Source organism: Chryseobacterium sp. (genome assembly GCF_022869225.1).
GTDB lineage: Bacteria > Bacteroidota > Bacteroidia > Flavobacteriales > Weeksellaceae > Chryseobacterium.
The window spans coordinates 20,150-32,791 of record NZ_JALIHL010000001.1 but is presented as its reverse complement, the minus strand read 5'-3'; the positions used below and the strand labels follow the sequence as shown (position 1 = coordinate 32,791).

The following is a 12,642-nucleotide window of genomic DNA, read 5'->3' as shown; positions in this document are numbered from 1 at the left end:
TTATTAAAAATACAATTGAGATAGATTTTGTAAAGTGCTGAAAATTAATTCTTTGAATGCATGATATTAAATTATCCGCAATCCACAATTTTATCCACAGACAATTTGTCAGTTCGTCCTGTTTAGCAATGTTACAGATGTTAACTTACTAACTCCACTTTACAATCCGCAAATTTAACTCCTGTAAAATAGTGATGACAGATATGTAAACTGCAAATTTTCCCGTTTTGAGACTATTTACAGATGTTAATTTATTTTTTTAGGCTAAAAATGGTTAAATTTGACTCTTGTAAATAATTTATAAAATGAATTTCGAACAGATCTATTCTCCAAACTCTGATTTTCCTAATCGTTATATTTCCCCTGAAAAATTATTTTATTACCTGCAGACCAATCTCAGCGATTATATTCAGGAGATCGGAACATCGTATTTAGAGAAACCTATTTACCAGTTAAGCATCGGGACAGGAAGTATCCATGTTTTGGCCTGGTCACAGATGCACGGAAATGAATCCAATGCCACTCACGCTATGCTTGATCTATTGGTAAGCTTGGATAAGGCTCCCGAAATGAAGGAAGATCTGTTCAGTAAAATAAGTCTTGATTTTATTTTTATGCTGAATCCTGACGGATCGGAAAAGTGGGCCAGACTGAATGCTGCGGATATTGATCTGAACCGGGATTTTCACAATGAAGCGAGCAAAGAGATTAAGTTTCTTAAAAAAGCTGTTGCCTCTAAAAAATATGACTATGCCCTGAACCTGCATGAGCAGAGAACAATTTTTACAACAGATGGTATACATCCGGCTACACTTTCCTTTTTGGCACCTTCTGAAAATGTTGAACGTACCGTGACGGAAAACAGAAAAAAATGTATGGCCGTCATCGGGAGTGTTTACAGCCATTTAAAAGAAATGATTCCTGATCAGATTGGAAGATATTCTGATGAATTCTATCCGACGTCTACTGGTGACAACTTTATTAAAGCCGGAATGCCAACGATTTTATTTGAAGGCGGCCATTTTGCAGATGATTATAACAGAAAAGGAACAAGGAAATATTATACCATTGCGCTTTATTATGCCCTGAAGGCCATCAGCGAACTGAATTCCGATACTACAGGATGGGAACACTATCTTGAAATCCCGGAAAACAGAGAAACCCATTTTGATATCATTTACAGGAATGTAAAACTGAATACGGATCATGAATGTATTCTGGATATTGCCGTGCAGTACAGGGAAATGATCGAAGAAGGAAAAGATGAGATCTCATTTGTACCTTTTGTAATGGAAGTAGGAGATGTGAAAAAAAGAAAAGGCTGGCTGGAAGTGGATTGTACCGGGAAGAAATTTATTTCTGTGACTAAATATCCAAAACTGGATGCCCCTGCAGAATTTACCATTGAAGATTAACCGTATTTCTAAACTGTTTAGCTATACTAAAGCCTCGCAAACATACTGCGAGGCTTTTATTATCTATCAATTACAATGATCAGGGGTCGCAATGGGCTTGCCAGGGATCTCTGCTTAAGAAAAAATAATTCAACAGCTATCCGTATGAAAAAGATACTGATCTGCATGCTATTTCTATTAATGGGAATGGGACAAATAATAGCCTTAAGGTTCAAACCTGAATAGACCATGGAAGTGAATCAGGTATTTGAAGGAGAAGCATGGGGCGGATTTAAGACGGAATTTTATCCGACGTAGACTTTCTGCCGATTTATCCTGTTATGTTCGAAAAAGAGAAAAAATTAAATAATTCAGGTATAAATAAAAAACAGCAGCTTAAAAAATAAGACTGCTGCTTTTTTATATCATTTTTACAGATTAGTTAACTACTTTAATTCCGCTGGCTAAAAATCTGATCTCCTCTTTAGGTTGGGTAATCGCGTCAATTTCAGACTGGGGCTTTTTTGCATCCTCAGCATAATGTTTCTGCTCGTTCACAGAAGTTACTTTTCTTTCTGCATTTCCTTCCAATACTACATTTTTACCTTTTAAAGCAGTCGGTACAAAAAACGCATAATCCTTCATTTTCACGAAAAATTTGGAATTATCATCAGTTTGAATGGTAAGCCAGCATCCTTTTTTCTCACATACATCAGTTACTTTACCCTTGATGGCAACATTTTCCAGTTTTTTATTTTCTTTTTTAAGCTGCTTACTGAGTATATCTGCTGTGACTGCCTTAGATTCAACTCCACTGGCAACTCCGGCTCCATAAGTATCACCTGCCAAAGCCTTTCCTGCGGGAGGTCCTACTTCCTGGGCGAAAGCCAGAGTGGAAGCACTTATTGCTGCTGCAAATACGATCGCTTTGAATTTCATTTTTATTATTTTTTTCAAAAGTACTAATTAAAATTGAATCATAAATAAATAAAAAGTTGATAAAAAACATGTGCTTTGGTTATTTTTCAATAATATTTAAAATCAAAGGCTTATTTTTTTATATTTGACGCCTATACTTGACTATGCAAAAAAATTAAAACTCTGGGACGCCATTATGCTGGTAATGGGGTCTATGATCGGAAGTGGGATCTTTATTGTAAGCGCTGACATGATGCGTAATCTCGGATCAGGATACTGGCTTATCGTGGTATGGATTATAACAGGGATTATGACCGTAGCTGCGGCAATAAGTTATGGCGAACTTTCCGCACTGTTTCCGAAAGCCGGAGGCCAATATACCTATCTGAAAGAAATCTTCGGTAAGAAAATGGGATTTCTCTACGGCTGGGGTCTTTTTACTGTAATCCAGACCGGAACCATTGCTGCTGTAGCCATGGCTTTTGGAAAATTTACAGCTTACCTGATTCCATCGCTTAATGATGCTGCCCCTATTTTTCAAAGCGGGGAATTCAAAATTACATGGATACAGATTCTGGCCATAGCAGTAATTCTCCTGCTTACTTATATCAATACAAGGGGAGTGGAAAGTGGAAAACTCCTTCAGAATATATTTACAGGTTCTAAAATTATTGCGCTGCTGGGCCTTATTGCTCTAGGGTTTATACTGGTAGATTTTTCGCATATGGCGGAAAACTTCAGCTTGGGTACGGATTCGTTCAGTAATCTTAAGAAAGATCTTAGCGGTAATTTTCTTAAAGAAGGCTGGGAACCCATTAGTGGAATGACATTGATGGGTGGGATAGCTGCCGCAATGGTTGGTTCTGTTTTTAGTTCTGTAGCCTGGGAAAGTGTAACATTTGTTTCCGGGGAAATTGACAATCCCAGGAAAAATGTGGTTAAGGCAATGATTTTCGGGACTTCTGCAGTAATGATTCTATATATCGCGGTCAATTTTGTGTATCTAAATGCATTGGACAGAGAGGGAATTGCTTTTGCAGCTAACGACAGGGTGGCAGTAGCCGCATCTCAGAATATTTTTGGGAGCGCAGGGACGATTATTATTGCTTTATTGGTCATGATCTCCACATTTGGGTGTGATAACGGACTTATTTTAGCTGGAGCAAGAGTTTTTCAAACCATGGCAAAAGACGGAATGTTCTTTACATCTGCAATTGAAAACAATAAAAATGAAGTTCCTGAAAATGCCTTGTGGATGCAGGGAATCTGGGCCTCCATTCTATGTTTGAGCGGACAGTACGGAAATTTACTGGACATGATCTCATTTGTGATTGTATTGTTTTATATGATTACCGTTTTCGGAGTGATCTATTTAAGAATCAAACAGCCTGCCCTTGAAAGGCCGTATAAAACCTGGCTTTATCCCGTCACTCCGGTGATTTATTTAGTGATCGGAACAGGATTCTGTATTTTACTTTTAATCTATAAACAACAGTATACATGGCCGGGATTCGTACTGGTTCTGTTGGGACTTCCCGTGTATTATTTTATTAACAGGAAAAAATAGGACGGAACAAGATCCGGAGATAATAGTTTAGGGACTTTCCAACTGAATGGAAAGTCCCTTCTTTTTGAATAATATTTTAATGGAGTATAACAATTATTTAGTGAAAATGTGTATTTTGGTATTTCGTTTTAAGTAAACCTGACCATGAAGTAAAAAATTAAGAAGTTGACTATGGATACACCAAATTACAGAATGCCTTTTGTGCCGTCTACTTTGATGACCGAAGGCGGAAGTATCGATACCTGCGATATGGGAGAGAGTATAGCCCACAATATTATGCTGCTGATCACCACTAAAAAGGGAGAAAACAGATATGATGAAAACTATGGCAATGACGTTTGGAACCTTGAGTTTGATAACGGAGTGACAAGTGCCATCTGGGAAAGTGTTTTTATAAAAAGTCTTAAAAGACAAATCCAGGAATATGAACCCCGCATTGTACAGCCGCAAGTGGAAGCCCATATCCAGTTTGTAGAACACAGCTACGATACTAAAGAACACACAGAAATTAAAAAGAAAGTAAGAATTGCCATCAATGCAAAAATGGAGGCAACGGGGGAACGTTTCAGTTTTTCAACGGAATTGTTCCTCAGTCCGATGTCTATTGATTAAATCTCTTTTTTTAACAGCACCAAAAATTTATGAATTTAGATCAAAATATTTATTCAAAAGAATCTGTAAAAGCCAGAATGCTTCAGAATGCCACTAAAGTCTGGGGACTGAAAAGCCCGCAGTCTTTAGACCCGTTTGTAAAACTGCTGATAGATGCATTCAGTACAGAGGTTTTTAAAGCAAATAATGAAATTCAGACGGTAAATGCCCGTATCTTTAGAAAAACTGGCCAAACTTCTTACCCCGTCTATCTATACTCATCCGATACCGGCTCATGCAGTTGCTTTTACACAGCCTTATGAGTCTTCTGAAGTCTTGCTGGAGCATACAGAGTTTTTCTTCCGTAAGCAGATGACATCCACGATAAAATCAGAATCGGATAAACAGCTGAATATCCCTTTTACCCCGGTTGGGAATGTAAGAATCAATAAAGTTCATACTTCCATCATGTTGGTGGGAAATACCTGTTACAGTATAGATGACCGTTTCAACAAAATTCCTATTGCCAGATTTCCCGGAAAACCTGAAGATTACAGAAAAATTACGGTGGGAGTTGATGTAAGCAAATATACGTATGAAAATTTCCCGAAATATTTGAGCGTTTTCTGTTCCAATCCGGCTTTTGAACATCTGGATTTTGTATATAAACTTCTCCCTTATATTACCGTTTCCAGTAGTGGGAATCCTTTATTTGTGAGAGAAGGGCTGAGCTACCTTACAGAAAATCAGCCGGACGGCTACGAACAGATGTTCAGGGAGCAGTCTATCCGCAATAAAGTCATTGAGGATATTAAAAGTATTTACCGCCACAAATTCATAGAAGTTACAGGAATCTCCCAAAGTCTGTTTTCAGAACCCGGACAGCTTCCCCAGAACCTTGAGTTCCTTCAGGGAAAAGAAGAGATTGTAAAATACATTGAAAATAAGAAATACCTCTGGCTTACCTTTGAATTCCCGCCTCAGTTTTCTGCTGAAATCCTCGATAATTTCTCATTTGTATTGAATGCATTCCCAATCTACAACAGAGGCTGGAAGAAAACAGAATACAGTTTAGACATTATGGGAAACAATATTCCTCTGGTAACTGATGAAGGTGAACATTTTCTGTATGTAGATGAGGTTCAGGACGGAGACGGAAGAAAATATACAGAAATTCCTTTTACCCCTGCCGACGATCTTAAAAAAGGCTTGTATACGGTAAGAAAAGGAGGTATGGAACGTTTCACCAATAGAAATGCTGTGGATATGATCGCTAACGTACTGGAGCTGACCAGAGATGAAATTGCTGCTTTTTCCCTTCTCAACAGGGATAATGTAAAAGGTGTTCTCAGTGAAATGTCCGACAAAATGAAGTCAATGGTGCAGAAAGTGAACAATGCCAAAAGAAATATCAGGCAGGAACTGAATTATGTTATTATGGAACCTGTAGAAAAAACAGACCATACCTATGCTTCTTTTTGGATCACACACTGTACCCTGGCGAATCATATGCGCCCGGGAACTGAGCTTTCTAACCAGCTGAAGTCGCAGACTATAATTCTGCTTACCGAAACTTTAGGAGGAGCTGAAGAACAAAAGGGGACAGACAGTATCCAGGCTTATAAATATGCACTGACAACAAGAGATAAGATCATTTCACTTGAAGACGTTAAAAACTATTGCAGAATGGTTCTGAAAGATGAAATGAAGGAAGTAAGAGTAAGAAGGGGAACCATGATCAGCAACAAGCCTAAAGAAGGTTTTGTGAGAACAGTGGAAGTGGAAATTGTACCTCAGAATTATTCTTTTTATGGAAGAGCATATTGGGAAAATATGGCCAATATCCTTAGGAACCAGATCATTGCCAAAGCAATAGACGGTATTGAATACCTGGTGAGAATAGTCAACGAAGATATTGAATTCCAGGATATGTAAAGTAAAATTAAAAAGGTCTTTGATAAAAAAAGGCTTTGTAAAGGATAGAAAGACCGATATACGCTGTATCGGTCTTTTTTATTTACGGGAGAAATCCGCAAAATATTTTGATAGATTTCCTGCAGGGAGCTTAATACGTTAAATTTACCAGGGATTCAATTTTTATACGTTTTACGGTTAATAAAATTCCATAAAATTCCGTAATTTTGCACGTTGTGATTTTCAGGCAAGATCACTCTGAATTATGAGCAAATCAACAGAATATATAGAAGTTTACGGAGCCCGTGAACATAATTTAAAGAATATTAATGTTAAAATTCCGAGAAACGAACTGGTGGTAATTACCGGACTTTCCGGAAGTGGAAAATCTTCACTAGCCTTTGATACAATCTTTGCAGAGGGCCAGCGTAGGTATATCGAAACATTCTCTGCATATGCACGCCAGTTTCTGGGCGGGCTGGAGCGTCCCGATGTTGATAAAATAGAAGGACTTTCACCTGTCATTGCCATTGAGCAGAAAACAACCAATAAAAATCCACGTTCCACGGTGGGAACGGTTACTGAATTATACGATTTCCTCCGTCTTTTGTATGCCAGGGTTTCGGATGCTTATTCTTTAACGACAGGGCAGAAATTAGTAAGCTATACCGAGGACCAGATTCTTGAAACCATTAAGGAAAACTACAAAGGAGAAAAAATTATGCTATTGGCTCCTGTTGTACGATCCAGAAAAGGCCATTATCATGAGCTTTTCGTACAGATGGCTAAAAAAGGGTATGGACAGGCAAGAATTGATGGAGAACTACAGGATATTGAGTATGATTTAAAACTTGACCGTTACAAAACCCATGATATCGACATTGTTATCGACCGTTGGATCATTGGAGAAAATGCTTCAGAAGCCAGAATGGAAAAGTCACTGCGTACGGCCATGGAAATGGGTGAGGGGATTATAGGAATTCAAAAACTGGGGAGTACCGATATCGAATATTTCTCGAAAAACCTGATGGATGCTGAAACAGGGCATTCTTTAGCACTCCCTGAACCCAATACATTTTCATTCAACTCTCCGAAAGGAAGCTGCCCGAATTGTAAAGGACTGGGAACCATTAAAAAGATCAACACAGATTACTTTGTTGATAATCCCAAGTTATCCATCAATCAGGGAGGACTGCTGCCGTTGGAAGATATTAAATCCAACAAATGGATTCTGTCCCAGATAAAAAATATTCTTGAAATTTTTGGATTAGGACTGACTACACCATTTAAGGACATCCCGGAAGAAGCATTGGATTATATATACAATGGCTGCCACAAAGAATTTAATAAGGATCTGAAATATGCAGGGATTACCAAGAAAATAAAAATCGGTTTTGACGGTTTAATTCCTTTTATGGAAGAGATTATTGAGGAAAGGGAATCATACGAGGCCATTTTGCTGGAAAGACACTTTACCACCGAAGAAACATGTCCGGAATGTAACGGAACACGTCTTCAGCCGTCAAGTTTAAGCTTTAAAATAGACGGAAAAAATATTGCCGAGGTAAACGCTTTAAGCTTAGCCGATTTAAAAGAATGGCTGGCGGACGTTAAAGATAAATTCTCGGAAAAAAATAAAATTATTGCTCATGAAATTTTAAAGGAGATCGAAACCAGACTTCAGTTCCTGCTGGATGTCGGTTTGGATTATCTAAGCCTGAGCAGAAGTTCAAAGACCCTTTCCGGAGGAGAATCCCAAAGGATCCGCCTGGCAACACAGATTGGATCTCAGCTGGTAAATGTATTGTATATCCTTGATGAACCGAGTATCGGGCTTCACCAGAGAGATAATGAGAGGCTGATTCATTCTTTGAAGAATCTTAGAGATATCGGAAACTCGGTATTGGTTGTAGAGCATGATAAAGATATGATTCTGGAAGCCGATGAGGTTCTTGATATCGGCCCGAAGGCAGGTAAATTTGGCGGCGAAATTCTTTGGCAGGGAAAACCCAAAGACCTATTGAAAGCAGATACCATTACGGCTCAGTATATCAATGGAAAACGAAAAATTGAAATTCCAGCGGAAAGAAGAGCAGGAAGCGGAAAGAATATAGTATTAAAGGGAGCTACAGGAAATAATCTTAAAAATGTAACCCTGGATGTTCCTTTGGGGAAACTCGTGGTAGTGACCGGAATTTCAGGAAGTGGAAAATCTTCCCTGATTAACGGAACATTATATCCAATCCTTAACAAGCACTTCTACAGAGCGGTTCAGGAACCTTTGCCTTATAAAAAGATTGAAGGACTTGATAATATTGATAAAATTGTAGATGTAGATCAGACGCCTATCGGAAGAACACCCCGTTCCAATCCTGCCACGTACACAGGAATGTTTACCGATATCAGAAACCTTTTTGCAGAGTTGCCGGAAAGCAAGATCCGCGGGTATAAACCTGGAAGATTTTCATTCAACGTAAAAGGAGGAAGATGTGAAACCTGCCAGGGCGGCGGATTAAAGGTCATCGAAATGAATTTCCTTCCGGATGTGTATGTTCACTGTGAAACCTGCAACGGAAAACGTTTCAACCGAGAAACCCTGGAAGTTCGTTACAAAGGAAAATCTATTTCCGATGTATTGGATATGACGATTGATGAAGCGGTAGAATTCTTCCAGCCGATTCCTAAGATTTTTGCGAAAGTAAAAACATTACAGGATGTAGGATTGGGATATATCACTTTAGGACAGCAGTCAACGACCCTTTCCGGAGGGGAGGCACAGCGTATCAAGTTAGCCACCGAACTGGCAAAAAGACAAACAGGAAATACCCTCTATATCCTTGATGAGCCAACAACAGGACTTCATTTTGAAGATGTTAAAATCCTGATGGATGCCATCAATCAGCTGGTAGAGCTCGGAAACTCATTCATTATCATTGAACATAATATGGATGTTATTAAACTGGCAGACCATATCATTGATGTAGGCCCTGAAGGAGGAAAATATGGCGGACAGATCGTAGCACAGGGAACTCCTGAAGAAATTGTGAAGTCGAAGAAAAGCTTGACAGGAAAGTTTTTGAAGAGGGAACTGGAGTAAGAATATCAACCTAACTATACAAAAGAATTTGCGAAAGCAGATTCTTTTTTTATTTTCATTGAAACCCGAATTTCTCGCATTTCCGGTTCATAAAAGTGACAATAAGAAACTGAATTTTATAGGCTATTTTGTAATTCAACAGTTTATATTTTGCTCATAAAGCCACTTCCAATATTAAATTTTCAGTTATTTTTAAAAATTATAGCACTGTAAATCAGTTGATTACATTTTAATGTTAACTCAATGTTAATTGAATGTGAAATTAATATGAATTATTTTTAATAACTTTGGTTAAGAGATACCAAATAAGGTTAGTATAATATTTAAAACCAAACAGTTATGAAAAATAAAATTCAGATATTAGTTGCTTCATTTTTCGTGTGTGGATTTGCTGCCGTCATGAATACGATTAAAGCACAAATTACCGATCATAATACCATCCAGGAAATTCAGCTGAATAAGAATGAAACTTTTAATGATATAAGAAATAAATTGGAAGCCAATTTTGATCTTACGAACCCTGATTATAAACAAGGAACAATCAATTCAGTTGTAAAATTCGATATTTCAGAAAACGGAAAAATAGTAAATGTTCATTCTAAGGGCGACTGCAAAAGTGTAAACAAAGAAATTGAAACTGTTTTAAGCGAACTTGATTATAGGGTAGACCGCAAAAAGCTCAGTGAAAATATGGTAGCCTATACCTATGTAATGCCTGTAACAGTGGAGATCCATAACAGATAATAGGGAGAAAGCTATCAAAAACGTATATCTTGCTTTAATCGTTTCAGTCAGATAATTTTGAATCTGTTTTAATTTGATGTTATAGATGTAAATTTTATAAAAACAGAATATAAACCTGTAATAAATTAGGATGAAATTCGTTATAATTTTACAAAACCATAAAATTAAAACTATATGAAAAATTTAAAGAAACTGACGAAGACCGATTTGAAGTCAGTGTACGGAGGGCAGCCAAAACAATATTGTACGTATTGCGAATGGGCAAATAAAGTTTTTTGCAGCGAAATTCCAATCGTTCAATGTCCATAAAAAATTAAACCGCTTCCTGGAAGCGGTTTTTTTATTAACGGGTACTTTGTACAAAATCCGTAAGCCTTGCTGCAAGGTCTTTAGAATTTCCTGTTTTATCAAAAGTAATATTATCTATTCTCCATCCTTTCTCTGTATCGGTCAGGTGTATGGTATCGCTCCAGGTCACTTTCGGTGAAGCCATGTTATATTCAAACGCTACCAATACCTGGGCTCTTTTATCCTTTATCGTAACGGACTTGATTTTATAACTTGTAAATCCCTCATACAAACTGGAAAAAATAGCGCCTTCAAATACCAAAGGTTTCTCATCAGGATGATCACTGCTCTTTACTTTTTCAATATCTGCTTTCGAAGCCTTGATGGCATCCTCCAAAGCCTTTTTCAGATCCTGGGAAAATAAATCATCAGGAACAGGCTGGTTGTAAATCGCTTCATTAGACTGGCCGTACTTTGTGTAGAGCTCATTTACTTTTATGGCAATAGCTTTATCAGAAGGGATTGCCTTGGGTTGCTTTTTTTCACAAGCGACACAAAGCAGCAGGATATTCAGATATAAAAATAATTGTTTTTTCATTTTTAAATGATAATTTCAGGGAAACGGTCAAATCTCATACCATTAAACATCTTCTAAGCTCTCAACTGTCAGCCGGCAACGGGCAACATATTTATTCCAACACGTCAATACAATAACAAAAAATCAATACATTTGAGCAGATAAAAAACATTCCGTGGATCCTATTCTTAACGTTGCTGTCCGTTCCCTCTGCGTTTACCTTTTCATGGTGGCCGCCATTCGTTTGTTTGGCAAAAATCAGCTTTCCCAGCTCAACGCGGGAGATGTTGTATTATTGTTGCTGATTTCAAATGCTGTTCAGAATGCAATGGTAGGTCCGGATACCTCCTTACAAGGCGGGATTATTGCTGCACTGGTTCTGTTTGCGGCCAATTTCATTTTAAAAAGACTGATGTTTTCCAGTCCTTCTTTTCAGACTTTTATGGAAGACGAGCCGGTAATTCTTATCAGAGACGGAGTTGCAGATCAGGCAGCTCTTAATCGTGTGAAAATTACGGAAAGTGAATTGGAAGAGGCAATAAGGGAACACGGGATTGAAAATATACAGGATGTAAAGCTTTCTGTTCTGGAAGTGGATGGGAATATCAGTGTCGTTTCTCAGGACGAAAAAAGCAAGCAGACTCATTATTCAAGAATCAAAAGAAAAATTAAAAGAAAATACCATTAATTACAATGAATTACGAATTAAGAGAAATGCTTCCCAGTGATGAGGCAAAGGTGTTGGAAATTTTCAGACAAGGAGTAGATAGTGGTATTGCCACTTTAGAAACAGAAGTACCTACTGCTGAAGCCTGGAGTATGGAATACTTCAATGACTGCCGCTGGGTATTGGAGAATGAGACTAATGAAGTAGTGGGGTGGTGTGCTTTAAAACCGGTAAGTAAAAGAGAATGTTTCAAAGGAGTGGCAGAAGTGAGTATTTATTTTGATAAAGAGTATCAGGGGCGTGGGCTGGGGTCTGTGTTGCTTAAAAAGATGATTCTGGACAGCGAAGACCACGGATTCTGGACATTACAGACTCATATCTTCCCTGAAAATGAAACGTCGATCAAATTTCATCAGAAAAACGGTTTCCGGATGGTGGGAATCCGAAAAAAAATAGGAAGACTTAATGGGGAGTGGAAGGATCTGATTATGTTTGAAAAGAGAAGTGAAAGAGTGTAATGAATGAGTAACTTCTCCTTATCGGCTTTCATTCTAAATTTAAGCTTTTAAATAACTTGGCATTAACATTGATATCTTTTACAACTAAGTTTGAAAAAGTGAAAATAATGAAAAGTATGTTTAAAGTAATGGGAGCAGGCGCAGTAATGCTTATGCTGACCTCTTGTATCGTTCATGAGCATCATGGAAGAAGGCTTCCTCCGGGCCAGGCAAAAAAAGTGTACGGCGGAAGTGCAAGGTATTATGCTCCGGGCCAGGTTAAAAAAGTTTATATTTATGAGGATGGAGGCCATCGCCATCACAGAGGCCGCGGACACGGACACCACAGATAGTAAAATAAAAAAAGCCCTGATATTTTAGACTGCCC

12 protein-coding genes are annotated in these 12,642 nt (G+C 38.0%); 10 read left to right on the top strand and 2 right to left on the bottom strand.

Annotation, left to right across the window (positions count from 1 at the left end; translation table 11 throughout):
- Nucleotides 1-305 precede the first annotated feature (305 nt).
- Complete coding sequence (locus MUW56_RS00170; protein ID WP_292011279.1) at nucleotides 306-1,415, top strand: M14 family zinc carboxypeptidase; 1,110 nt, start codon at nucleotides 306-308, stop codon at nucleotides 1,413-1,415.
- A gap of 417 nt (nucleotides 1,416-1,832) precedes the next feature.
- Here MUW56_RS00170 and MUW56_RS00165 read toward each other — a convergent pair whose 3' ends face one another.
- Nucleotides 1,833-2,333 carry a DUF4920 domain-containing protein gene (locus MUW56_RS00165; protein ID WP_292011278.1) on the bottom strand — a complete coding sequence of 167 codons (501 nt, stop codon included), beginning with the start codon at nucleotides 2,331-2,333 and terminating at the stop codon, nucleotides 1,833-1,835.
- A 124-nt stretch (nucleotides 2,334-2,457) separates the two neighbouring features.
- Between MUW56_RS00165 and MUW56_RS00160 the strand changes: the two genes are divergently transcribed.
- The 6 genes from MUW56_RS00160 (at nucleotide 2,458) to MUW56_RS00135 (ending at nucleotide 10,225) form a co-directional block, all read left to right on the top strand.
- Nucleotides 2,458-3,879, top strand: coding sequence for an APC family permease (locus tag MUW56_RS00160; RefSeq protein ID WP_292011277.1), 1,422 nt, complete (start codon nucleotides 2,458-2,460; stop codon nucleotides 3,877-3,879).
- A 171-nt stretch (nucleotides 3,880-4,050) separates the two neighbouring features.
- Entirely contained in the window at nucleotides 4,051-4,491 is a 441-nt protein-coding gene (locus MUW56_RS00155; RefSeq protein WP_292011276.1) for a GPW/gp25 family protein, read from the top strand.
- A gap of 29 nt (nucleotides 4,492-4,520) precedes the next feature.
- Nucleotides 4,521-4,793, top strand: a complete 273-nt coding sequence (locus MUW56_RS00150) for a hypothetical protein (RefSeq protein WP_292011275.1) — start codon at nucleotides 4,521-4,523, stop codon at nucleotides 4,791-4,793.
- Complete coding sequence (locus tag MUW56_RS00145) at nucleotides 4,696-6,405, top strand: type VI secretion system baseplate subunit TssF (protein ID WP_292011274.1); 1,710 nt, start codon at nucleotides 4,696-4,698, stop codon at nucleotides 6,403-6,405. Before MUW56_RS00150 ends, MUW56_RS00145 begins: the two co-directional genes overlap by 98 nt.
- Nucleotides 6,406-6,649: 244 nt before the next feature.
- On the top strand, nucleotides 6,650-9,481 hold the full coding sequence (gene uvrA, locus MUW56_RS00140) for an excinuclease ABC subunit UvrA (protein ID WP_292011273.1): 2,832 nt from the start codon (nucleotides 6,650-6,652) through the stop codon (nucleotides 9,479-9,481).
- Nucleotides 9,482-9,820: 339 nt separating this feature from the next.
- Nucleotides 9,821-10,225, top strand: coding sequence for a hypothetical protein (locus MUW56_RS00135; protein ID WP_292011272.1), 405 nt, complete (start codon nucleotides 9,821-9,823; stop codon nucleotides 10,223-10,225).
- A 343-nt stretch (nucleotides 10,226-10,568) separates the two neighbouring features.
- Here the strand turns inward: MUW56_RS00135 and MUW56_RS00130 are convergent, their stop codons facing one another.
- Nucleotides 10,569-11,111, bottom strand: a complete 543-nt coding sequence (locus MUW56_RS00130) for a hypothetical protein (protein ID WP_292011271.1) — start codon at nucleotides 11,109-11,111, stop codon at nucleotides 10,569-10,571.
- Nucleotides 11,112-11,265: 154 nt separating this feature from the next.
- Here MUW56_RS00130 and MUW56_RS00125 point away from each other — a divergent pair, with 154 nt between their 5' ends.
- The 3 genes from MUW56_RS00125 to MUW56_RS00115 all read left to right on the top strand — a co-directional run bounded on the left by MUW56_RS00125 (nucleotide 11,266) and on the right by MUW56_RS00115 (nucleotide 12,607).
- Nucleotides 11,266-11,778 (top strand): DUF421 domain-containing protein, encoded by a 513-nt coding sequence (locus MUW56_RS00125; protein ID WP_292011270.1) that lies wholly within the window; start codon nucleotides 11,266-11,268, stop codon nucleotides 11,776-11,778.
- Nucleotides 11,779-11,783: 5 nt separating this feature from the next.
- Entirely contained in the window at nucleotides 11,784-12,275 is a 492-nt protein-coding gene (locus MUW56_RS00120) for a GNAT family N-acetyltransferase (protein ID WP_292011269.1), read from the top strand.
- A gap of 107 nt (nucleotides 12,276-12,382) precedes the next feature.
- Complete coding sequence (locus MUW56_RS00115) at nucleotides 12,383-12,607, top strand: hypothetical protein (RefSeq protein ID WP_292011268.1); 225 nt, start codon at nucleotides 12,383-12,385, stop codon at nucleotides 12,605-12,607.
- The last annotated feature ends 35 nt before the right edge of the window (nucleotides 12,608-12,642 follow it).